Source organism: Brevibacillus sp. IT-7CA2, assembly GCF_949767855.1.
GTDB lineage: Bacteria > Bacillota > Bacilli > Brevibacillales > Brevibacillaceae > Brevibacillus.
This window is the reverse complement of record NZ_CATKQT010000033.1, coordinates 371,854-393,400: the sequence shown is the minus strand read 5'-3', so window position 1 is coordinate 393,400 and position 21,547 is coordinate 371,854. Positions and strand designations below refer to the sequence as shown.

At 49.0% G+C, this 21,547-nt stretch carries 21 protein-coding genes; 5 read left to right on the top strand and 16 right to left on the bottom strand.

The window, feature by feature from the left end; all coding sequences use genetic code 11:
• Positions 1 to 148: 148 nt before the first annotated feature.
• Entirely contained in the window at positions 149 to 790 is a 642-nt protein-coding gene (locus tag ACM6JA_RS18450) for a YdcF family protein (RefSeq protein ID WP_414853495.1), read from the top strand.
• Here ACM6JA_RS18450 and dnaI read toward each other — a convergent pair.
• The 3 genes from dnaI to nrdR all read right to left on the bottom strand — a co-directional run bounded on the left by dnaI (position 767) and on the right by nrdR (position 3,788).
• Positions 767 to 1,699, bottom strand: coding sequence for a primosomal protein DnaI (gene dnaI / locus ACM6JA_RS18445; RefSeq protein WP_007717211.1), 933 nt, complete (start codon positions 1,697 to 1,699; stop codon positions 767 to 769). The two genes, ACM6JA_RS18450 and dnaI, sit on opposite strands and share 24 nt — an antisense overlap.
• 15 nt (positions 1,700 to 1,714) lie before the next feature.
• Positions 1,715 to 3,154 (bottom strand): replication initiation and membrane attachment family protein, encoded by a 1,440-nt coding sequence (locus ACM6JA_RS18440; protein ID WP_414853494.1) that lies wholly within the window; start codon positions 3,152 to 3,154, stop codon positions 1,715 to 1,717.
• 154 nt (positions 3,155 to 3,308) lie between these two features.
• Positions 3,309 to 3,788, bottom strand: a complete 480-nt coding sequence (gene nrdR / locus ACM6JA_RS18435) for a transcriptional regulator NrdR (protein WP_414853493.1) — start codon at positions 3,786 to 3,788, stop codon at positions 3,309 to 3,311.
• A 137-nt stretch (positions 3,789 to 3,925) separates the two neighbouring features.
• Here nrdR and ACM6JA_RS18430 point away from each other — a divergent pair, with 137 nt between their 5' ends.
• Positions 3,926 to 5,059, top strand: coding sequence for an HD-GYP domain-containing protein (locus ACM6JA_RS18430; protein ID WP_414853492.1), 1,134 nt, complete (start codon positions 3,926 to 3,928; stop codon positions 5,057 to 5,059).
• A gap of 60 nt (positions 5,060 to 5,119) precedes the next feature.
• On the opposite strand, the gene ACM6JA_RS18425 is transcribed toward ACM6JA_RS18430, so the two are convergent.
• From ACM6JA_RS18425 to polA, 5 genes are all read right to left on the bottom strand, one after another.
• Positions 5,120 to 6,166 carry a glyceraldehyde-3-phosphate dehydrogenase gene (locus ACM6JA_RS18425; RefSeq protein ID WP_106654629.1) on the bottom strand — a complete coding sequence of 349 codons (1,047 nt, stop codon included), beginning with the start codon at positions 6,164 to 6,166 and terminating at the stop codon, positions 5,120 to 5,122.
• A 175-nt stretch (positions 6,167 to 6,341) separates the two neighbouring features.
• Positions 6,342 to 6,905 carry a lytic transglycosylase domain-containing protein gene (locus tag ACM6JA_RS18420; RefSeq protein ID WP_414853491.1) on the bottom strand — a complete coding sequence of 188 codons (564 nt, stop codon included), beginning with the start codon at positions 6,903 to 6,905 and terminating at the stop codon, positions 6,342 to 6,344.
• Positions 6,902 to 7,510 carry a dephospho-CoA kinase gene (gene coaE / locus ACM6JA_RS18415; RefSeq protein WP_039960162.1) on the bottom strand — a complete coding sequence of 203 codons (609 nt, stop codon included), beginning with the start codon at positions 7,508 to 7,510 and terminating at the stop codon, positions 6,902 to 6,904. The genes ACM6JA_RS18420 and coaE overlap by 4 nt, the downstream gene beginning before the upstream one ends.
• Before the next feature lie 56 nt (positions 7,511 to 7,566).
• On the bottom strand, positions 7,567 to 8,397 hold the full coding sequence (mutM, locus tag ACM6JA_RS18410) for a DNA-formamidopyrimidine glycosylase (RefSeq protein ID WP_414853490.1): 831 nt from the start codon (positions 8,395 to 8,397) through the stop codon (positions 7,567 to 7,569).
• A gap of 48 nt (positions 8,398 to 8,445) precedes the next feature.
• The gene (gene polA, locus ACM6JA_RS18405; RefSeq protein ID WP_414853489.1) at positions 8,446 to 11,094 is read right to left on the bottom strand and encodes a DNA polymerase I; all 2,649 of its coding nucleotides are present in this window, start codon (positions 11,092 to 11,094) and stop codon (positions 8,446 to 8,448) included.
• Positions 11,095 to 11,235: 141 nt separating this feature from the next.
• Here polA and ACM6JA_RS18400 point away from each other — a divergent pair, with 141 nt between their 5' ends.
• Positions 11,236 to 12,018 (top strand): divergent polysaccharide deacetylase family protein, encoded by a 783-nt coding sequence (locus ACM6JA_RS18400; protein ID WP_414853488.1) that lies wholly within the window; start codon positions 11,236 to 11,238, stop codon positions 12,016 to 12,018.
• Here ACM6JA_RS18400 and ACM6JA_RS18395 read toward each other — a convergent pair.
• Complete coding sequence (locus ACM6JA_RS18395) at positions 11,989 to 12,732, bottom strand: N-acetylmuramoyl-L-alanine amidase family protein (protein ID WP_414853487.1); 744 nt, start codon at positions 12,730 to 12,732, stop codon at positions 11,989 to 11,991. The two genes, ACM6JA_RS18400 and ACM6JA_RS18395, sit on opposite strands and share 30 nt — an antisense overlap.
• 130 nt (positions 12,733 to 12,862) lie before the next feature.
• Here ACM6JA_RS18395 and ACM6JA_RS18390 point away from each other — a divergent pair, with 130 nt between their 5' ends.
• On the top strand, positions 12,863 to 13,807 hold the full coding sequence (locus ACM6JA_RS18390; protein ID WP_414853486.1) for a DMT family transporter: 945 nt from the start codon (positions 12,863 to 12,865) through the stop codon (positions 13,805 to 13,807).
• Complete coding sequence (locus ACM6JA_RS18385) at positions 13,770 to 13,910, top strand: hypothetical protein (protein WP_157696726.1); 141 nt, start codon at positions 13,770 to 13,772, stop codon at positions 13,908 to 13,910. The genes ACM6JA_RS18390 and ACM6JA_RS18385 overlap by 38 nt, the downstream gene beginning before the upstream one ends.
• 61 nt (positions 13,911 to 13,971) lie before the next feature.
• On the opposite strand, the gene ACM6JA_RS18380 is transcribed toward ACM6JA_RS18385, so the two are convergent.
• The 7 genes from ACM6JA_RS18380 to phoU all read right to left on the bottom strand — a co-directional run bounded on the left by ACM6JA_RS18380 (position 13,972) and on the right by phoU (position 21,500).
• Positions 13,972 to 15,546 carry a DHA2 family efflux MFS transporter permease subunit gene (locus ACM6JA_RS18380; protein WP_414853485.1) on the bottom strand — a complete coding sequence of 525 codons (1,575 nt, stop codon included), beginning with the start codon at positions 15,544 to 15,546 and terminating at the stop codon, positions 13,972 to 13,974.
• Between the two features lie 15 nt (positions 15,547 to 15,561).
• The gene (locus tag ACM6JA_RS18375) at positions 15,562 to 16,791 is read right to left on the bottom strand and encodes an efflux RND transporter periplasmic adaptor subunit (protein WP_414853484.1); all 1,230 of its coding nucleotides are present in this window, start codon (positions 16,789 to 16,791) and stop codon (positions 15,562 to 15,564) included.
• A 6-nt stretch (positions 16,792 to 16,797) separates the two neighbouring features.
• A complete protein-coding gene (locus ACM6JA_RS18370) occupies positions 16,798 to 17,457 on the bottom strand; it encodes an HlyD family secretion protein (RefSeq protein WP_007717233.1) in 660 nt (219 codons plus the stop codon).
• A gap of 9 nt (positions 17,458 to 17,466) precedes the next feature.
• Positions 17,467 to 17,895 (bottom strand): MarR family winged helix-turn-helix transcriptional regulator, encoded by a 429-nt coding sequence (locus ACM6JA_RS18365; RefSeq protein ID WP_012685124.1) that lies wholly within the window; start codon positions 17,893 to 17,895, stop codon positions 17,467 to 17,469.
• Between the two features lie 675 nt (positions 17,896 to 18,570).
• Positions 18,571 to 19,515, bottom strand: coding sequence for a VanW family protein (locus ACM6JA_RS18360; protein ID WP_414853483.1), 945 nt, complete (start codon positions 19,513 to 19,515; stop codon positions 18,571 to 18,573).
• A gap of 92 nt (positions 19,516 to 19,607) precedes the next feature.
• Positions 19,608 to 20,696 carry a PRK06851 family protein gene (locus ACM6JA_RS18355; RefSeq protein ID WP_414853482.1) on the bottom strand — a complete coding sequence of 363 codons (1,089 nt, stop codon included), beginning with the start codon at positions 20,694 to 20,696 and terminating at the stop codon, positions 19,608 to 19,610.
• A 147-nt stretch (positions 20,697 to 20,843) separates the two neighbouring features.
• Positions 20,844 to 21,500: a phosphate signaling complex protein PhoU gene (phoU, locus tag ACM6JA_RS18350; RefSeq protein ID WP_414853481.1), complete on the bottom strand. Its 657-nt coding sequence runs from the start codon at positions 21,498 to 21,500 to the stop codon at positions 20,844 to 20,846.
• Between the last annotated feature and the right edge of the window lie 47 nt (positions 21,501 to 21,547).

Below are 21,547 nucleotides of genomic sequence, written 5' to 3'. Positions count from 1 at the left end.
CTTCGAAACCATTCCACCATTACTATATCGGCAAAGAGCAAGGAACAATTTACTAGTTTTTCGTGTCAGGCGTGTGTCAAGCTTTGTAACTAGACCTTATTTCAAACGTCTAAATAATAGAGAGAGACTACGAGGGAGATTTCGAAAAATGAAAAATCGAACGACAAACGTACAGCGTCCTTGCTGGCGTGGGATATTCATAGTGTTGGGGATTGTCATGCTGCTCGGTCTAATATGGTCGGGCTACAACTGGTACCGCATCGAACAGACGATTGAGGGAGCCAACGCCCGACAGGCAACCGTCGGCATTGTCCTCGGTGCAGCTGTCTGGGGTGAGGGACCTAGTCCTGGGCTGCGCGAACGTCTGGAGCAGGCGGCGACCCTGTATGAAGAAGGTTATGTATCGAAGCTGTTGGTCACAGGCGGCCTCGGTGAAGGAAAAACGATCACGGAAGCTGCTGTAAGCAGAAATTACTTGGTGGCCAAAGGAATTCCCGAAGAGGACATTTTGCTAGAAAGCAAGTCTACCAGCACATACGAAAACCTGCTGTACGGCCAGCAGGTCTTGGAGGAACATCATATTCAAGACGCCCTGATCATCAGCCACGACTATCATTTGGCCCGTGCAATGATCATGGCTGATTCACTGGGAATTGTCGCCTCGCCTGTAGGGACGACGTCACACGTCCTGTTTGGACCGTATCATAAGGCGAGAGAAGTACTCGCTCTCACGCATTGGGAGCTCTCTCGCCTCTGGACTCACGTACTAGGTACGGTGGTTCTCGCGTAAAATTTCATACACATCGACAAAATGGCGGATTCGCTCCATGATGCGAGCCGCTTTTGTTTGTTCAATCCGATTCCCATTGGAGATAGACAAATGCTCTTGCAGTTCATTCAGCGCGTAGTTTGAAGTAAACAGCGTAGGCAAATGGTTGTTTGCCCGCTGATTCAATATAACCCCCAAAATCTCGTCCCGAACCCATGGCGTCAAGTTCTCCGCGCCGATATCATCGAGGATCAGTACAGGCACTTCTTTCAGTAGCTCCAGCTTCCCTGCGTACGATTGATCCGAGATAGAATCCTTCATCTCCCGGATAAAGTCAGGCACATAGACCAGCAAGGAAGCAACGTTGCGCTCCGAAAGCTCACGACCGATCGCTCCCATGATGTAGCTTTTTCCAACACCAAACGGACCGTGCAGATAAAGCCCTTTTACCCGCTCGCCTGTTCCGACTTTTTCACAGAACTGAATCGCGGCATCTACGGTAGCCAAATTCCCGGAGTCAATGACCAAGCCCTCAAAGCTCGCGTTCAAAGTCTCTTCGGAAACGTAATAACTGCGCATCAATCGGCGGCGGCGAATCTCTTCCTCGTGCGACAGTTGCTTGGAACAGGGCGTCATCGAGCTGATAATATGTTGGTGAGCCAGCTCCAATTGAGTGCTATGCCCCTTGACCAGATTCGGGCACTCGCCAAGACCCGGACAACGCTCACACCAATACTGCTCCTTGACTGCCGTATAGATGTTGGAGAGCGAGCGAAGGTAATCGTCCCTGGTCAATGCGGGATGCTCTTGTTGAAATGCTTTTAAATATGCTGACGAACGGAACATTTTATCTAACTGCTGATCCGGTGTCAGCAACTGACGCGGCGTTCGTTTGGCGAGCTCTTGCATGAACTCACTGATAGATTCCACGTTCCCTCACACTCCTTATTTCCGTTTTCGCAAGGTTTCCAGTCTTTTCTGCAAGTCTGGAAAATCCTGAATGGACTGTTTCTTCTCAGCATCCGTTGCGGTTTTCTCCTGCGACAGCTGCCACTCAACAGATGCTGGCAGCTTGTCCTGCAAGATAGCTCTACCGTTGCGTCTGACAGGAGCAGATTCCTTCTTGCCCGTTTTTGCCTTCTCGGCTGTTTGTGCCCGTTGATCAGCACGCTCGAGGATCTGCTTGACTGCCTCGTCAACTGTCGCGATCCGCTTGGCTTTCCAGCTGTCACGAATCGTCTCCATGTACGCTTTTGGCAGCTCCATTTGCATGCTGGCTAGCGTATGGAGCAGCAGCGCATTGACGACTTCCGGCTGCATCCCATCCGCAAATACAAGCGTTTCAGCACGTTCCAAAAACACCTTGCTAATTCTGCCACCAACGACCTTTTCCAACAGAGTCACCGGAGATAGCTGGCGACAAGCACGGATAAAGGCTTCACTGCCAGGCTCAGGCAAGCGACCAGGTCCCCAGCCATCCTCTGTCATGTCAGTTGCAGGCGCCGTTCGGTATAGCTTGTCTTCCGTGTAGCGTTGTACCAAACGCTTGCGCAAAACTTCTCCGTCCAAGCTCCGATCCGATTTGTACAGCGTCCAATCACGCAGCTCCTGCCCCATTCCCCAGCTGTCCAGCTGATAGAAATGGCACAGCGAGAACAACAGCTCCATGCTCTTGCCTTCCAAAACTTTGACCGAGTCGGCATTATCCGGCAAGTACAGGCGCAAGGACGATACGCTCAGCGAATGGTTGACCTGTGCCTCGTAGCCAGATTTCATCGGCGCTTGCGGGAAGCTGGTGTCCATCTCGGTTAAAAACTGGTCTCGCTCCGACCCTTTTTTCACTTCCAGCTCCGATTGTTTCAACGACTGGAACACATCATGGAAGTCTTTCGTGACGTTTTCCACAATGGAGTATTCTTGATCCAACTGACTGCCAAGCGTATCTGCATAATGCTGGCGCAGTTGCGAATAGCGAACGTTTTCGATTTTGTTTAACAACATCAACGACAGTACATAGTCTGCAAAAAACTCAGCCGGACTAAGCGGCGGTTTGATCAAGTACTCGTAATAATAGTCACGCTGCTGATTTTCCCTGCGGCGCACCTCGACTAGCCCGATTGCCTCCAGACGTTCACGCGCATCCAATAGCCGATCCAAAGAAAGCGAAGTCGTCAGCATCAAACTGCGATGGGTCCCCTCCGAGGAGGCTCCGCTCACCTCCTGCACGCCATGGACGAGCAGTTGGTAGAGAGCGTACGATTCGACACCGATGATCGGCAAATATAGCTGCGTAACAAAGCCCATTTCGGCAAAGCCAATCGGTCTTGCCATCCGCACCAGATAACGATCCTTCGGCAACAACTCGTTCCAAACTAAACGACGCATCAGATCTTTCCTTCCTGACAAAATTCGATTCTATTATTATAGCACGTCTACCCATTCATTCGCGGAAAAATCAGCTGGAAAGCCAAAGAAGCCCTGGCGGATCGGCCGCAAGAGCATGAGGGAGAAGTTGCGAGTCTGGTAGAAAAAAGCTTATCTATTCTTTTGGAAACGAGCTATTTCGCGCTTGCGCCAAAAGCTCCTCCAGCTCTTTCATAAATACATTGATATCTTTGAATTGGCGGTATACAGAGGCGAAGCGCACATATGCGACCTCATCGACATGGTATAAACGCTCCATGACCTTCTCCCCAACGTCATTGCTTGGGATCTCTGCTTGCCCGCAGCTGCGCAATTCTTTTTCAATGTCGTTCACTACATTTTCAAGCACTTCCAACGGTACGGGACGCTTTTCGCAAGCGCGCACCACCCCGCGCAATATCTTGTCTCGACTGAATTCCTCGCGTGTTCCGTCCTTTTTCACAATTAACAAAGGTGTTTCTTCTACCATTTCAAAGGTAGTAAAACGGCGCTCGCAGGCTTCGCACTCACGGCGACGACGAATGGATTTATTATGATTGAAAGGACGTGAATCCAGGACTCTAGTCCCATTATATTCGCAAAATGGACAACGCATATCAGAATCAACTCCAATACTGACAATACTTGTCTACAGTGTCCCTCATATTCCTGTCAGAAGTCAAGTCAATCCTTGTACCTATTTAAAGCATAAGTCGAATGGAGTACAATTATGGTACTGTTGGAGGGATAGTCATGCGTTTAGTATCTTTAAAGCACCTACAGCCTGGAATGAAATTGGGACGTACGGTTTTCACAGATGATGGAAAGGTGCTGCTTGGAACCGGTATGCAATTAACGGAACGACTCATCACCGGATTAGAGCGAGCTGGTGTTGATTCGGTGTATATCGATGATCCCCGTACCAGTGACATCGTTGTGGAAGAAGTGATTCGCCCACAAACCAGACAAGTAGCTGTGGAAGCCATCGAGAAGACGATCAAACAAATTACAAACTCAAACAAGCTGGCCCGGAAAATTTCCTTAAAAGAAATGGGCCTTCATTTCCAGCGTGCCTTTAGTTCTATTTTGGACGACCTGATGCAAAACAAGCAAATGGTTGGACATTTGACGACGATCTCTTCTCATTCGCCATCCTTATACCATCACTCCGTGAATGTGGCCGTGCTGGCGACTGCTGTGGGCATGTCTCTGGGCTACAATCGCACACAGCTCATAAACCTAGGCGTAGGCGCCATGCTGCACGATATCGGCAAAATAAGCCTGCCTGAAGAGCTGTTGCAAAAAACAGAGCGTTGGACGGACGAAGAGAAGGAAATCGCCAAACAGCACACGATGCTTGGCTTTAATTTGTTGCGAAAGCAGCATGACATCTCGCTTATGTCAGCACACGTCTGCTTGCAGCACCATGAACGGCTAAATGGAAGTGGCTATCCACAGGGATTATCTGGCAAGCAAATTCACGAATTCGCACAAATCGTCGGTCTCTGTGATATTTATGACTCATTGACTTCCCCACGTCCATGGCGCAAGCGGTACATGCCACAGGATGCTGTCGAGTACCTGCTAGGCTCTGGCGGTACGCTATTCGAGCATCATCTAGTAAATGCCTTTATCAAGCACATTGCTATCTTCCCGATTGGAAGCAGCGTCGTTTTGAATACCGGTGAAGTCGGGGTAGTGAGTCGGGTCGATCCAGACTATTCGCATCGTCCCACTGTACGAGTGTTAAAGGACGGCCGAGGAAACGATGTTCCTAGCCCTTATGACCTCGATCTCAAGGCGAACATCCGACTGTTTATTGTCGGCTTTGAAGATGATGATCTGTTTAACGTGAACTCATTAGATGAATCTCCTACCTCATCGTAAATACAAAGCAACCAAAAACCCCTTTGCTCGAAATCGGCAAAGGGGTTTTGTTTATGCTGCTTATTTTACACCAACGGCAGCTGCTTCTTTTGTTGCAGCTTGATTGTGCTGCTCGGATACGTGGCGTACCAGGTCTACGACACGGCAGGAGTAGCCCCACTCGTTATCGTACCAAGCAATCACTTTCACCTGATTGTCTCCCATTACCATCGTAGACAGACCGTCGATGATCGAGGAGTGATCGTTGCCATTGAAATCGCTGGATACGAGCGGCTCATCGCAGAACTCGAGGTAGCCTTTCATGCTGCCTTCGCTCGCTTCACGCAGGACACGGTTTACTTCGTCCAATGTAACTGGCTTCTTCGTATTGACCACCAAGTCTACTACAGAAACGTTTGGAGTCGGTACGCGCAAGGAAAAACCGTTTAGCTTGCCATTCAATTCTGGCAAAACGATTCCTACTGCACGAGCAGCTCCTGTCGTCGTTGGAATGATGGACTCGCTAGCTGCACGTGCACGACGCAGGTCTTTATGCGGATTGTCGAGATTCACCTGATCGTTTGTAAACGAGTGAATGGTAGTCATGAGACCTTGTTCGATACCGAATGCATCGTTGAGCACTTTTGCCACAGGTGCGAGACAGTTGGTTGTGCAGGAAGCATTGGAGATAATGTGATGATTGGCATGGTCGTAGGTGCCTTCGTTTACACCCATCACAATCGTAACGTCTTCTTCTTTCGCTGGTGCTGTAATTACAACTTTTTTCGCACCGCTTTGTAGATGCTTGCCAGCGCCTTCGCGATTGTTGAACTTGCCTGTAGCTTCTACGACGATCTCTACTCCGAGGTCACCCCAAGGCAGCTTCAGCGGATCACGGTCAGACAGTACAACTGTTGCTTTTCCATCTACGATAATCTTGTTGTCTTGGACTTCCACTTTATTTTGCAGGCGTCCGTGGATCGTGTCATATTTCAACAAATGTGCAAGCGTCTCCGCTGGATAGCTAGCGTTGATTGCAACGATTTCAATGTTGGGGTCCTGAATAGCGCGGCGGAATACCATGCGGCCAATACGTCCGAAACCATTAATACCGATTTTAATTGTCATATATAGAAACCCCTTTCGAATTGAGTTACGCTTATCTGATACTTTTATTATAATAAGTATGACACAATTATCAATGTGTTTTACTGAAAAATAAATATTTGGACGATTTACCCTACCCAAAAAAAGAGGAAAAAGCCGCTCTCTTATCAGCAAGAGAAGCGGCTTTTCATGATTTTTAACGTAATTGAAAGTCGTATATATTTTTGTAACGATCATGATAATAGAGCACTCGCTGGACATATTGACGGGTCTCCCCATATGGAATGTCCTCAATCGTCTCTCGAGTTCCGTTCCATTGCTCACTCGCGAGCCATCCGTTTACTTTGCCCGGACCCGCGTTGTAGGCTGCAATGACTTTGACGATATCGCCATCATAGCGGGACAGCAAAAAATCGAGATACCATGTCCCAATCTCGATGTTCATGACGGGGTCGTACAAGTATTCGCTGTCCTTTGGACGGAAGCCTGCCTCCTTGACGATCCACTGCGCTGTATCCGGCATGATTTGCATGAGCCCGACCGCACCTTTTTTCGAAACGCGATCTGTCGCAAACCCACTCTCGGAACGAATGACGGCTAATACCAAATGAGGGTCCACCTCATATTTCAGTGCAGCCGTCACAATCTGTTGCTCATATTTGATCGGGTACATCCATTTCCACACCAATGGCGTGTTTAGCAGCAGAAATACACTCGCCAAAACGAGTAAAATCAATGCTGCACGTTTGCCAAAACTCATGATTGACGCTCCGATCGAATCGCGGCCAATACCGCCTCCACTTGACGCTCGGTTTCTTCACGCGAACCAGAATTATCGATCAAAAAGTCTGCGCCCTGCTTCTTCTGATCAATGGGAAACTGCGCCCGCAGTCTTTTTCGTGCTTGTTCTTCTTCCAATTCGTCGCGCTCCAGCATTCTCGCCAATTGCATCTCGTAGGGCGCATAGACGACCACGATTTTTTCTACCATATGCGTAAGCTTGCTCTCATACAGCAGAGGAATGTCCATAAAGACGATCTCGGCTCCATTCGCTTCTGCTGTTTCGGCCTCTTCCCGCATGACGCGGCGTACCTCGGGATGGACGATGGCGTTCAGCTTTTGACGCTCGGACTCGTCCGAAAACACGATCTCACCTAGTTTTTTCCGATCAATCTGACCATCTTCCAATAGGATTTCTCTTCCAAAATGGCGCACGATCGCTTCATAGGCCAGTTTACCTGGTTCTACGACCTCTCTGGCGATCTGGTCAGCGTCAATGACAGGAATTCCGCGCTCTCGAAGCATACCTGTCACTGTGCTTTTCCCAGTGGCAATTCCGCCTGTTAATCCTAGTATCATGCCCATCCTCCTCCCTTGGTCGAACTGATATAACTGCTTTGTGAAAAACTTCTCGAAGTTAGTTACTGGTTCTTTTGGCAATCGGGACAAATATGCGTCCCTCTGCCGCCGACTACAAACCGAATGATTTCGGCCCCGCACTTCGTGCACGCCTCGTCTTTTCGTCCATACACCAAAAGCGATTGCTGGAACATTCCCATCTCGCCCTGTCCGTTCACATACGACTTGATGGAGCTACCACCTTGTTCTACCGCTTCTTGCAAAGTAGAGACGATGCTTTCGTGCAGTCGGATAACTTCTTTATCTGACAGCTTTCCTGCTGGTTTCTCCGGATGAATGCCTGCTTTAAAGAGTGACTCGTCCACATAAATATTCCCCAGTCCTACAATACATTCCTGGTTTAGGAGAAGCGGCTTAATTTTTGTTGACCGTCCTTTTAACAATTTCCCCAAAACTTCAGGAGTAAAACTTTTATCTAGCGGTTCTACCCCCAGTTTTGCCAAAGGTCCGACGGTTGTTTCCTTCCCCTTAGGGAACAGATCCATCGTCCCAAACTGGCGAACATCCCGATAACGCAGCTCTGTTCCGTCCGTAAAATGGAATACGACATGGGTATGCTTCTCAACGGGATCATCCGCCTGATACACGCCATAGCGCCCTTCCATACGCAGATGGGACACGAGCACATCCTCGTTTAAGAAAAACTGAATGAATTTTGCCCGCCGTTGGATATCCTGGATGGTTTGTCCCACCAAGAGAGATTTGAAAGCTTCCACGTCATCTGGCTGACGCACAATACGCGCCAAATGAACACTTACTCTCTCGATCGTTTTTCCCATAACCAAGCCACGCAGAGTCCGTACGACGGTTTCTACCTCCGGCAATTCTGGCATATGCCCTCCTCCTCTCGCTGTCTATCCATCTTTATGTTCTAGGCATGCCTACTTCGCATCGTACCAGGTACGTCCGTCACTGACGTCCACCTTGAGTGGCACGTTGAGGGACAGCGCACTCTCCATCACTTCTGGCACCAGCTTGCGCATGACCTCCAGCTCATTTTCTGGCACTTCAAATACAAGCTCATCGTGCACCTGTAAAAGCATGCGGCTAGCGAGACCTTTCTCCTCGATTGCCTCCTGCATGCGAATCATCGCCAGCTTGATCACATCGGCAGCAGTACCCTGGATCGGCGTGTTCATCGCAGTACGCTCGGCAAACGAACGCAGGTTAAAGTTGCTGCTGCGAATATCAGGCAGGTAGCGACGGCGGTTCAACAAGGTCGTCACATAGCCATCCGCCTTCGCCTGTTGGACAATCTCGTCCATCCAGCGCTTTACACCGGAGAAGACATCAAAGTAACGCTCAATAAAGTCCCCGGCTTCTTTACGGGTAATATTGAGGTTTTGCGACAGACCGTAGTCGCTGATGCCGTATACAATCCCGAAGTTGACCGCTTTGGCCTGACGGCGCATCAGCGAGGTCACTTCTTCCTCACTAACACCAAATACGTCCATGGCGGTGCGGGTATGAATATCCATTCCTTTTTGGAAGGCGTCAATCAAATTTTCGTCTTGCGAAATGTGAGCCAAAATCCGCAATTCAATCTGGGAATAGTCGGCCGCCAGCATGTACCAGCCGTCCTCCGACGGGATAAACGCCTCGCGAATCTTGCGTCCTTCTTCCATGCGGATCGGGATATTTTGCAGATTCGGATCCGTACTGGACAGGCGCCCTGTCGCCGTAGTCGCTTGGTTGTAAAGCGTATGAACCTTGCTCGTCTTCGTATGGATTTCCTTGGTCAAGCCCTCAATATACGTAGAGCGGAGCTTGCCGAGCTGACGGAAGATCAGGATCGCATCGATGATCGGATGGTACGGAGCGAGCTTTTCCAATACATCCGCACTGGTAGAAGGCCCTGTTTTGGTCTTTTTCAATACAGGTAGAGACAAGCGGTCAAACAAAATCTCACCCAATTGCTTCGGCGAGTTGATGTTGAATGCCCCACCCGCCAGCTCGTAAATCTGATCTGTCAGACCCGCGAGCTTTTGGTCCAAGTCTTCCCCCATTTGCACAAGGCGTTCACTGTTTACCTTGATGCCTTGCTTTTCCATGAGAGCCAGTACCATACTCAGTGGGGCTTCCAATTCACCGAGCAGCTTTTCCATTTCGTTTTCCGCCAGCTGCTCACGCAATACAGGCACGCTCTGCCAGATTGCTGCCGCTTTATGCGCCACATGCTCGCTCAGCACGTCCATTTCAGGAACAAGACGCTTGGCACCCTTGCCGTACACCTCTTCATCTGACAATACCCGTGTCTGTGCGTATTGGGCCGCAATGCTATCCAAGGTTGGGTTGCTCTCAGCCGCATTCAGCAGGTAAGAAGCGAGGTACACATCAAAGCTGATGCCTTTTATCGCCAAATCATGCCAAGCGAGTCCAACCGTGTCTCGCTTGCCGTCAAATACCCACTTCTCTTTCGTCGGATCAGCCAGCCACTCACAGAGTGCCTTCCATTCCTTAGCTACGTCCCACGGAACGAACATCACCGTATCTTCCACAGCCAGTCCAATTCCGAGGAATGGCGCATGATGATAGTTTTCCCCGTCCATTTCGATGTAAAGAGCCATTGGCGAAGTCAGCTTGGACTCGTACGCCGCTTTGTTTTCCTCTGCAATCATCTCAAACGAAAACGGCTTGGCGTCTGCTTGTCCGCTTCCATCTACTGGCTGTGCCACTTTGATCTTGGACAGCAGCGATTTGAACTCCATCTTTTTAAAGAACTCGCTTAGAGGTACACCCTCATAGCCTTCATAGCCAGTCTCTTGCACATCCAGCTCCACAGGCGCTTCACGCAAAATGGTTGCCAAGGCTTTACTCATGTTCGCCTTGTCTACATTCTCACGCAGGTTCTCTTGCAGCTTTTTGCCTGACACTTTATCGATGTTTTCCAGTACCTGCTCAACAGAGCCGTATTCGTGCAGCAGCTTCAAAGCTGTTTTCTCCCCAACACCAGGGACACCTGGAATGTTGTCAGACGAATCGCCCATCAAGCCTTTCAGATCAATTATTTGCAGCGGCTTAAGGCCATACTTTTCGTGAATTTCTTTCGGAGTGTAGAACTCGATTTCGCTGACACCCTTGCGCGTCAAAGCGACGGATACATGCTCAGACACGAGCTGCAGCATATCTTTGTCTCCGGTAATGACAGTCGTTTTCCAAGCTTGCTCATCAGCCTGCTTCGTCAACGTACCGATAATGTCATCCGCCTCGTAGCCTTCCAGCTCGAAGCGTTTGATTGAGAAGGCATCCAGCAGCTCCCGAATCAGCGGAAACTGTTCAGACAGCTCCGGCGGAGTTTTACTGCGTCCCCCTTTGTACTCTGCATACTCGCTATGGCGAAACACGACTTTTCCCGCGTCAAAAGCAACCATAATATGCGTTGGCTTCATTTCCTCCAACACTTTTAACAGCATAGTCGTAAAGCCCAGCACTGCGTTTGTATGCAGTCCTGCCGATGTGGACAATAAAGGGAGCGCATAAAACGCCCGGTTCGCAACACTGTTTCCGTCAATCAACACAAAATGACTCAAGGAATTCGACCCCTCTCGTTACAAAACTACTATCTTTAATCGTAACATAGGGCAAACATCAAAGCCAAGCCGTAGATATGGCGGGTAAAGAACAAGGTGATTGAACAGACTATGAAAAAAATGGACAAGGAAGGTGAACCTATGAATGGGAGGAAAATGATTCCGCTCTTGCTCACGCTATTTCTTTCCTTCGGGTCAATACCAGCAACAGCGACCCCACATGCAGAGCCTGAGCCCGCAGGCAAAAAGCTGATGGCATTTGTCATTGATGACTTCGGGAACAACATGCAAGGGACGGAGGAAATATTATCGATGCCAGTCCCTCTAACCGTTGCCGTCATGCCGTTTCTGCCAAGCACGAAGCAGGATGCCGAGCTCGCCCATCAAAAAGGACATGATGTACTCGTTCACATGCCGATGGAGCCGATGAAAGGAAAACGCTCCTGGCTCGGTCCAGGAGCCATTACGGCTGATCTGTCCGACGATGAGATTCGCAGTCGCGTGGAGAAAGCGATTGATGATGTGCCACATGCGATTGGCATGAACAATCATATGGGCTCTAAAATAACGGCTGACGGGCGAATCATGCGCATCATCATGAAGGTCGTCAAGGAGCGTGGGCTCATTTACCTGGATAGCAAAACCACGGATAAAAGCGTGGCGGCGAAAATCGCGGCTGAAATGGGCGTACCCCATGCAGTGAATCAAATTTTTCTCGATGACGTGTACTCTGTCCCACATATTACGAAGCAAATGGAGCTCATCTGCAAACGAATCCACAACCATCCCATATGTATCGCGATCGGCCATGTTGGGCCTCCTGGCAAGAAAACAGCCTCCGTTCTGCGCCAGTACATCCCGCGAATTCAGAAGGAGGCCGAATTTGTAACCATTTCAAAGCTTATCCAGCAAACTGCTCATTAATTTTCGCCACCAGCTCTCCTCCACACGAGCCTCCGTTTTCAGATTTCCCGACAGCTTTACGTACTCGCTCACGGCTTCTGTAATAGCCTGAGCGATTTTTTCTTGTGCTTTGGGATTCGTTAACATTTCGCGGTCATGTGCATTGCTGATAAAACCCATCTCTACGATGACAGACGGACAGTAGTTATGACGCAGCATGTAGTACGTCTTCCCCCTGACTGGTTGGTTGCTCGTCCCTGTCAGCTTGTTCAGCGAGTTTTGCAGCAGTTCTGCCAGCATATAGCTTTGTTCGGTATCTTGGTACAAAAGAATGGCACCCCGTCGCCGCGAATTAGACGCCCAGTTTACATGCAGGCTGAGCAACATCTGGGGACCGATCTCTTTCGCCAAATTCTTTCTCTGCGCCAAATCCCGAATATGCCTTGATCGGTTGTCCAACCACCGATTCTCATCGCTCAGTGCGATATCTTTGTTCCGATTCAAGGCCACCGTATAGCCAGCTTCTGTCAACTGTTGGTATAGTTGCTTGGCAATTTGCAGATTGATGTCTTTTTCGTACAAATCCCCATAAGAAGTTCCCGAATCTACACCCCCATGACCTACATCAATCAAAATGTGAAATGGGGTGAGCGGCAATGCCTCGCTTCGCGTCGGGATACAGATGAGGATAAGTATGAAAGCAGCGATACGGAAAATAGCCTGTAAGTTTCTCATGCCTGTAGGATAACCGGATTGAAAAGAAACCTTTCAGGCGGTGAGGTACACATAACATTGTGAATTTTTTAATCCAACTGTACAATTACAATAATGAAACATGATCTTACCCGCATAAGAAGGTGTACTGATGAATCAATCTTTGGAAAAACCGTTATTCCCCCCGTATTTGGCTCTCTTAATCGGGGTGATCGCCATTTCCTCTTCTGCGATCTTTGTAAAGCTATCGGATGCGCCTGCTCCGATTATCGCTACGTATCGCCTGATTTTTTCTGTTCTCTTAACGCTTCCTTTTTTAATCTGGAATCGTGGTGCCATCGCAGAGATTGGAAAAATGCCCCAAAAAGTGTGGCTACTCTGTATTTTATCCGGAGCCTTTTTGGCAAGCCACTTTCTGTTGTGGTTTGAATCGCTGAACTACACGTCTGTAGCCAGTTCTACTGTGCTCGTTACCTTGCAGCCATTATTTGCATTCATCGGCGGTTATTTCTTTTTTGGTGAAAAAGTTCGATTTCTGGCTCTATCCGGCGGCTTGCTGGCGATTGCGGGAAGCTTCGTGATTGGCTGGGGAGATTTTCAAGTAGGCGGCATGGCTCTGTGGGGTGATTTCCTCGCATTGATGGGAGCTGTCACCGTGACGGGCTACTGGCTGGTCGGGCAGTACGTTCGCCAGCATATGTCCTCCTTTGCCTACACACTCGTCGTCTATTCAGCCACCAGCGTGATTCTGGTCGCCTATGATCTGGCTCTCGGGTATTCGCTCGTCGGTTACCCTGGGGCGGATTGGGGCTGGTTCTTCTGTCTCGCCCTGTTCCCGACCTTGCTTGGACATTCTATTTTTAACTGGATTATTAAATGGCTCAATACGACGACGATCTCCATGGGGATATTGGGAGAACCGATCGGGACTGCGATTCTCGCTTACTTCATCTTGGGTGAAGTAGTAACGCCTCCGCAATGGATCGGCGGCTTGATCATTATCGCCGGCATTTATGTGTTCATTCGCTTTAACCAACCTGCTAAAGGAGTGTCCTCCATTGAACAAGCAACCGGAGAACCGAAAAAGCTTGCGTGAATTCGTCAAGGGACTGAGTATTTGGGCGAAGATTGGCTGGACAATTCTTCTTGGCTACATCGTAGGACGGATTTTGTACTGGTTATTTAAAATGATGTCCTAATAGACAAAAGGGGCAATTCCTAAGAAGTCTTCGATAAGACTTGTGGAATTGCCCCTTGCTATTAGGCTGTTGCCTTCTCGGCTGCTGGCACCTGTTGTGGTTTTTTCGGCTTTTTATGCAGGAAGTACAGAAGTGGAATCGAGAGGACAATAGGGATAACGGAGGCGAGGAAAGTATCCCCGATGCCTTGGACCAACGATTCTTTTGCCATCATTCCGTACAAAATCGCGCTGGCTCCCCCTGTCGCACTCGCCGCATCTACCCCTACTTGTGCATACATGCCTGAAATGCCACTGATAAACTGCATCGCCATATCCGTATTCAAGTTTTCAGAGATTGAAGCCATGTGGAAATTTTGACGCGCCTGCATGATCACTGTCAAAATCGCAATGGCAAACGAGCTCATGACCTGACGCAATACGTTGGACAGCGGAGAAGCATCCCCCACACTTGTACGCGGAACGGCGTTCATCCCTACAGTAGACAGGGTCATCATGCACAATCCGATTCCAATCCCGCGAATGGTCAAGATCATATCGATCCACGAATGCATGCTGTCAGCAGATAGATTGTGCAGTTCATACGTCGTGATGCTCATGATGGTCAAGCCGATCAGCCCAATCGGTCCGATCCCGTATTTATCCATCAGCTTTCCGCTGATCGGCATCATGATCGCCATGGCAATCGACTGCGGCATCAGCAGGATTCCTGACTCCATAGCCGTCAATCCCTGAATGTTTTGGAGGAAAATCGGCATCAGGAAGATACCGCCCATCATCCCCATCATGACGAAACCCGAAGTCAAAATGCTGATGGTGAAGGTAGGAATCTTCAAAAGTCGCAAATCGAGCAACGGACTTTCTTTACCCAGCTCCACCCAAACAAACAGGATCAAGCTCATCACGGCAACGAAAAACAGACTGACGATGAAAAAGGAGGTCCAGCCCTCTGCTTGCCCTTTACTTAAAGCAAGCAGCAGCGTCCCGAAACCGACGATGGCAAGAAATGCTCCCAAAAAGTCGAACTTTAACTCTGGTTTTTTCGGCGTTTCCTTGAGCAGGACGATACTCATGATCACCGCAAAAATACCAAAGGGTACACCGACCAGAAAAAGAAATTGCCAGCTTAAAAATTCGATGAGATATCCACCCAATGTCGGGCCCAACGCAGGGGCAGTCATGGAAGCAATCCCGAATATCCCCAATGCCATTCCGATCTTTTCCCGCGGAACGATCATGTAAATCATCGACATCCCGATTGGCATGATCATCCCCCCGCTGACACCTTGCACGACGCGAAAGGCAATCAGCGAAGAGTCACTCCACGCCAAGGCACAAAGGATGGACGAAAAAGTAAACGCGGATAAGGAGAGTACAAATATTTTTTTCGCCCCGAATTTAGCGGACAACGAGCCGCTCATGGGAATCATGACGGCGTTTGCCAGCATATATCCGGTCAATACCCACTGCATGGTCTCAGTAGTTGAACCAAAAATATTGACCATGGCAGGTAGGGCAACGTTAATCAAGCTATTGTTCAGAATCGCAACGAAGGTTCCTGAGAGGATGGCGAGAAGAGACAGCCACATGCCGCCGTTCCCGCTTTTCTCCTCTCGGTGTGCCACCGCTTCCGCCATGTGTCAACACCTCCGTTAGTTTGCGATCACCTTGCTGCCCTCGGACAGTTTGTCTGTCGGGTTCAGCACAATTTGATCATTGTCTTTGACGCCATTCGTGACAGTTGTCCATTCGCCGCTTGCGTTCTCCACCGCTACTTCCACCTGGTGTACAACGTTGTCGTTTACGGTATAGACGTAATGCTTGCTGTCCTTTTCCAGCACGGCTGACGTCGGTAATTTTGTTCCTGGCGTTGCCTGGCCTTGGAGCATGACTTCTGCTACCATCCCTGCGCGCAGCAAGCCGTCCTGATTATTTACCTTCACTTTGACTGGGAACGAACTGCTGTTGGTATCCGAAATCGGAGAGACAAACTCAACGGTACCTTTCAGCACCTTCCCACCCAGACTACCTACCTTCACATCAACAGTAGAGCCAACCTTCACTTGGTTGATTTGGTTTTCCGGTACGCTTGCTTCTACTTTGACATCTGCCATATTCACTAGCACCATGAGAGGTGTCCCCGCTGCTGCCATTTCTCCCGGGTCAACCGAGCGCTTGGCAACGATACCTGTGATTGGCGCACGAATAATGGTATTATCATAATTGCTTTTCGCCAGCTCCAGATTGGAGCCCAAACGGCTTACTTCTGCTTGCAGAGCCGCTACCGTGTCGGCAGTTGGGCCTGCTTTTGCCAGATCATATTGGGCTTGCACCTGTTCAAGACCTGTGCGCGCCTTTTCCAATTCCAGCGAAGATTTCTCCAGCTCAGCCTGGGACAATGCGCCTGCATCAAACAGGGCTTTCATCCGGTTGTAGTTGCTCTCGACCACCTTCAGGCTGGCTTCTGCCTGGGTGACAATACTTCCAAGCTGCGTCAGCTGCTCATTGCGTGCACCTGCTTTCGTATCTCTCAGCTTTGCCTGAGCGCCTGCAATGGCTGCCTGTGCCTGATTGATCTGCTGCTGATAATCGGCTGCCTCCAGCGTGACCAGAACATCGCCTTGCTTGACGACTGCGCCTTCTTTTACCTTCACGCTCGCTGCTTTTCCAGATACTTTAGAAACGACTTGGATCTCCTCAGATGCTGCCACCTTACCATTGGCGATGACACCCGTAGAGGCAGATGTCACCTTCCACGTCTTCACGACTGGGACGTTCTCGCTCGTTTGCGATGCAGAAGATGTCTCGCTACAGCCCGCCGTAATAAGCGAAACGGCCGCCACGACTGCAGCGATTGTTTTCCATTGTGCTGTCTTTTTCATGCTTGATTACATCTCCTTCACGTGCACTTTGATCTCGGCGTTCAATCCGGCCACGAGGTCCAGACCTGCTGTGTCATCTATCGCGATTTTGATCGGGATACGCTGGGTTACTTTGGTAAAGTTCCCGCTCGTATTGGTCGCTGGCATCAAGGAAAATGTAGAATTTGTCGCTTTTCCGATCTCCATCAAATGACCGCCCAATTTCTTACCTGGGTAAGCGTCAATCGTAAAATCGACTTTTTGGCCGAGTTTCAACCGTTCGATCTCAGTCTCTTCCAAATTGGCGGAGATGTACAATTTGCTTTCGTCAATCACGAGAGCTACCGATTGCCCTGTCGAAACAATCTCTCCCTCTTTTGCTTGCGTTTTAATCACAGTACCTGTAATGGGAGAACGCAACACGCTGTTTTCCAGCATCGTCGTTGCTACGTTAGTTGTATCTTGCTGTCCTACGATTTGGTCCGCTATAACGGTGTCGCCTTCTTTGACAGCGAGTCCGGTCAGTTTGCCTGTCATTTTTGGCATGACGCGATAAATGTCTCCCGCAATCCGAGCATCTTGTGTGGACACATAATGTGCACCTTGATACCAATAGTAGTAACCGATTCCTCCACCACCTGCCACGATCAGGAGCAAAATGACATACAAAACCAGTTTTCGCTTCATGGTTTCTCCTCAACTTTCTCGTTCTTCTAGTTTCGCAATCAATGTTTCCATCGACTGAATAATGATGTCTAAATCCTCATCGGAAAATCCATGGAAAATACGCTTGTAAAAGTTCTCTGAGAAAAAATCAACCTTTGCGAACAACTCAGAAATCTTCGGTGTTTTACGAATCCAGACAACACGCCGGTCATTCTCATCACGTACACGCTCTACGAGTTGTTCTCGTTCCAAACGATCTATGATGCCAGAAACGGTGCTGTACGATAAGTCTACGGCTTTGCTTATCTGACCGATCGTTTTGGGATCAGGATGTATTTCTCGAATGACCATCAGCTGCGGGACAGTCACACCATATTGGGACAGTTCTTTCGTGGCCATTGTTCCAAATGTCTTGTTCAACCGTTTTAACAAGTCCCGAATATGCAGTGATTTATTCATAGCGCACTCCTTTCTTAAGTAATATTTCGTGTACGAAATTTATCACATGAAAACTATACGATGTTTTTCTATCTGTGGCAACTATTTCTTTAGGTTAAACTTTAACTAGGCAACCTTTTAAAAGCATGCGGTGGTCGGGCTGTTGTGGTGGGGAGGAAACAGGAGAAAACGCTCCAGCTTCTAGGGCCACCCGCTGCGGGATTGACTGCCCGGCTCCATGAAAAAAAGCGAAACCCGCGTCCAAAGTCGTCCATTCAGGAGGTGTCTCAGAGGTGGACGCTAAGAGCTTGTTTCTCTTTTTTTCATTGCGCCTCGGGCGGTGTCCCTAAGATCTTCGCTTTTTTCTCCTGTTTCCTCTACGAGCTTTCCGTTTGATCCGATTTTTTAATGCCTAAAAAGATGGAAGAATGTAATCAGTTACGACAGAGAAGAATATTTCCAGACGTAGCGACTTGTGGAGTCCTACCGAGCGGAGAAGGGATTTGCGGGCAAAAGAAACGCAACGTGCCCCTGCGACGAAGCGGCTACCACTTTTGCGTTTCCCCGCAAAACCCTTCGGAGCGGCCAGTCTATGCTTCCCCGAGGGACGGAGCCTGGAGCCTAGACTGGAAATATTCTTCTCCCCACCGCAGCCTCGTACCCAAGCCATAAAAAAACCGACACCCCTCCTCATCTCTAAGGGATTGTCGGTCCATTTCCATTCAAAATAGATGGAGCATCCGGTGCTTCCTCAGGGGTCGTGCGGCGTACACTTGGCACATTTCGTGGCTCATGCTCAATTTCTGGAAAAGAGTGAACTGTCACGTACATGCTGCCATTGCTCGCGATCGCCCGGATCAAGACGGGATAGGCGTATTTGTTTTGAAACACAAAATCAGGGCCGTACCAGCTCACGGTCGCATCCCGTCCTGGAGGTACGTACGCTACGTTTCGGCTGTGAGAATAGCGCTGCATAATATGCAAACCTGCCTGGTCTACCGCATTGAACAAAGTAGACGATACTTGGCAGATTCCTCCCCCGATGCCTTCCGACAGCTCTCCTCTGACAATAATAGGCGCCTGCAAATACCCTTTTTCTTTCGTACGCTGGCCCACTACCTTATTAAAAGAAAAAATTTCTCCTGGCAATACGACGTAATTGTTAATCGCCTGCGAGGCGAGCTTGATGTTGTGTACACGATTCCGGTTGCCTGCATTGAAATAGGTCGCATATTGTCCGATCCTTTTTTTCCGAACCTGACTCATGAGAGCCTTGTCTACCTTCGGGAATACCTCTTTGTAGCTGACATTCATGCTTGCGGCTCCCGTACCGTAAAAATAATCGTAAAAACGTTCGCGAAATACCGCGTCATCTAACCTTCTTCCCTTGGTTTCCGGAACGATGGCCCCAGCGTTATTAATCGTCGCATTGATGGGCTCGATGTGCGCTTTTTTCGCCAACTCTTCCACCATTCGTGCAAGCTTGCTTTCATCAACCAAAGGAACGCCATCAAAGGGAAGAGAATAATCAGCCCGATTGAGAATAGCTACCGTCTTGTCCTCCATCTCTATCTGCAAAAAATTCGTTGGGTCGAGGGGATTGATTAACAGTAACAGAGCCAACGTCATAGCAAAACCCATCCGGCCGCTCACCTCCATTCTCCAACAACGATCATCTTCCGTTATTGTAGTATGAGCAGTCGAACGGGTTTCATTCTACGATCTAAATGCCATTAGCTCATCTTTGTTAGTCTGCTTACGAGAGCTTGCGAAACAGCCTTTAAACGCTGTTGGTCAACGGCTTCCTGGTACGTGGTGTTTAACTGGTCACGCAGATCCTTGGCTGCCACTAGATTGGCTGTGGCCTCTTTGATTTTTTGGGTATATCTTACCTTAATATCCAATAATTCTTCTTCGTATTTTTCATCGGTTCCTGGGGTAATCGCACGTTCGTACATATCAATGACCTCATCCGTATCTTTGCTAGGAAAATACTCATGCGGAGCCGTGCTGTCAAAAATCGCGAGGCTCTTCTCAGGTACAATCACCATATCGAGGCTGTGCGGGTCCAAACCACAGTGGTACACTTCCACATCAAAGCCACGTGTCTGGGCTTCTTTCACCAGCTTTTTCAGCATGGTTGACTTGCCAGAGCCTGGTCTGCCCTTGATGAAGTAGCGCTTCTCCAATTGGTCTGTCAGCTTCATGATATGATCGACTGGTCCCTGTGGAGTGGCAGCCCCCAAGTACATACGACGCACTTTTGCTTTCTTTTCTAGCTGCTCATCCCTGAAGAATAGCCCGATGACTTCTTCCGTGACACGATTGGCTTCTTCTCTGTCCAGGTTTTCAATGTAAGGGGCTTCCCACTCATCATGGATGCGTAGTGCTTCGCCAAAAGCTTGATAAGCCTCTTCACTCTTATTAAAAATCTCTTCGTACCAGACGGCGATCCGGTCTTTGTCATCCACGAGCTGATCAACGTCTACCATCGCCTGCAAATTGATCTGAATTTCAGTTACGCCAGGGGAAGCCGGTCTCCACATACGCGGATAACTTCCGTCCATGATCGCTACTTTATAGCGAGGAAAAATGACACCATCAAACTGTCCGTTCACAAAAGGGGAATGAATCCACTCCACTTCATCTGTTTTTCGTGCCATTTGATTTCCAATCGACTCGATCAGTGGCGATGTAATTCCTTCCACTGTCCCTGTCAAAATATAAACGCGCTCCAAGCCTTCCAATACGGAGTCATAAAAAGTCTTGTATCCTCGCGCAGTATTCCCTGCGGCATATATATGGCGCACTTTTTTCGTCATTGCTTTTCCCTCCTGTGCATCTTCTCGCTGCGGTTGAAACGATGTATTGTATGCACAACAGGAGAAATAGGCGTCTGTCTACAACGATAAGAAAAACCGCTGCAAGCTATTATTCATAGCTCACAGCGGCTTTTTGTCATTCAGGTATTATTTATTCAAATCCGTCATTTTACCAGTAGACATATAGATAATCCATTCGCAGATGTTCGTAACATGATCGGCAATCCGTTCCAAATATTGCGCGACCAAGAGCAAATGCGTTCCTTGCGAAATGGCCTGACTGTTTTTCGTCATCAAATCAATCAGATCATGGAAAATCGTGGAGTACAGTTTATCAACAATGTCGTCGCGTGCCGCAATCTCTTCTGCCGCTTCTTTGTTGCGTGCAATATACGCATTTAAGCAATCGCGCACCATAGCCTTGACGTGATCAGCCATCATCGGAATATCGATGAGGGGTTTCACGTACGGGTCCGCCATCAAGCGTCGGGTCGTCTTGGCAATGGAAACGGCATGATCACCCATTCGCTCCAAATCCGTCACCAGCTTCAACATTGTTCCCAAGCGTCGCAAGTCACCTCCGACTGGCTGCTGCAATGCAATGAGACGGAAGCAATCGCTCTGTATTTCTTGCTCCAACTCATTGATCACAGGATCGCTTGCGATAACCTGTTCAGCCAGTTCAGCATCTCGCTCAACCAGACTCTTAATGGATTTATGAATAGCTTCTTCCACCAATGTGCCCATCGTCATGAGCTTGCGGTGCAGTACATCCTGCTGTTCTTCAAAAGCGTGCCGTGACATTTCCCTTTTCCCCCTTCTAGTGTCTGACATGTCAAATGGTACAAGGC

Excerpts from the sequence above, each read along its gene's own strand:
- ACM6JA_RS18425 (WP_106654629.1), bottom strand. The coding sequence starts at position 6,166 with ATGACAATTAAAATCGGTATTAATGGTTTCGGACGTATTGGCCGCATG.
- ACM6JA_RS18370 (WP_007717233.1), bottom strand. The coding sequence starts at position 17,457 with ATGAAGCGAAAACTGGTTTTGTATGTCATTTTGCTCCTGATCGTGGCA.
- ACM6JA_RS18375 (WP_414853484.1), bottom strand. The coding sequence starts at position 16,791 with ATGAAAAAGACAGCACAATGGAAAACAATCGCTGCAGTCGTGGCGGCC.
- ACM6JA_RS18450 (WP_414853495.1), top strand. The coding sequence starts at position 149 with ATGAAAAATCGAACGACAAACGTACAGCGTCCTTGCTGGCGTGGGATA.
- ACM6JA_RS18440 (WP_414853494.1), bottom strand. The coding sequence starts at position 3,154 with ATGCGTCGTTTAGTTTGGAACGAGTTGTTGCCGAAGGATCGTTATCTG.
- ACM6JA_RS18355 (WP_414853482.1), bottom strand. The coding sequence starts at position 20,696 with ATGACGAAAAAAGTGCGCCATATATATGCCGCAGGGAATACTGCGCGA.
- ACM6JA_RS18360 (WP_414853483.1), bottom strand. The coding sequence starts at position 19,515 with ATGGGTTTTGCTATGACGTTGGCTCTGTTACTGTTAATCAATCCCCTC.
- nrdR (WP_414853493.1), bottom strand. The coding sequence starts at position 3,788 with ATGCGTTGTCCATTTTGCGAATATAATGGGACTAGAGTCCTGGATTCA.
- ACM6JA_RS18395 (WP_414853487.1), bottom strand. The coding sequence starts at position 12,732 with ATGAGAAACTTACAGGCTATTTTCCGTATCGCTGCTTTCATACTTATC.
- ACM6JA_RS18400 (WP_414853488.1), top strand. The coding sequence starts at position 11,236 with ATGAATGGGAGGAAAATGATTCCGCTCTTGCTCACGCTATTTCTTTCC.
- ACM6JA_RS18380 (WP_414853485.1), bottom strand. The coding sequence starts at position 15,546 with ATGGCGGAAGCGGTGGCACACCGAGAGGAGAAAAGCGGGAACGGCGGC.
- ACM6JA_RS18390 (WP_414853486.1), top strand. The coding sequence starts at position 12,863 with ATGAATCAATCTTTGGAAAAACCGTTATTCCCCCCGTATTTGGCTCTC.
- ACM6JA_RS18420 (WP_414853491.1), bottom strand. The coding sequence starts at position 6,905 with ATGAGTTTTGGCAAACGTGCAGCATTGATTTTACTCGTTTTGGCGAGT.
- phoU (WP_414853481.1), bottom strand. The coding sequence starts at position 21,500 with ATGTCACGGCACGCTTTTGAAGAACAGCAGGATGTACTGCACCGCAAG.
- coaE (WP_039960162.1), bottom strand. The coding sequence starts at position 7,510 with ATGGGCATGATACTAGGATTAACAGGCGGAATTGCCACTGGGAAAAGC.
- ACM6JA_RS18430 (WP_414853492.1), top strand. The coding sequence starts at position 3,926 with ATGCGTTTAGTATCTTTAAAGCACCTACAGCCTGGAATGAAATTGGGA.
- mutM (WP_414853490.1), bottom strand. The coding sequence starts at position 8,397 with ATGCCAGAATTGCCGGAGGTAGAAACCGTCGTACGGACTCTGCGTGGC.
- ACM6JA_RS18365 (WP_012685124.1), bottom strand. The coding sequence starts at position 17,895 with ATGAATAAATCACTGCATATTCGGGACTTGTTAAAACGGTTGAACAAG.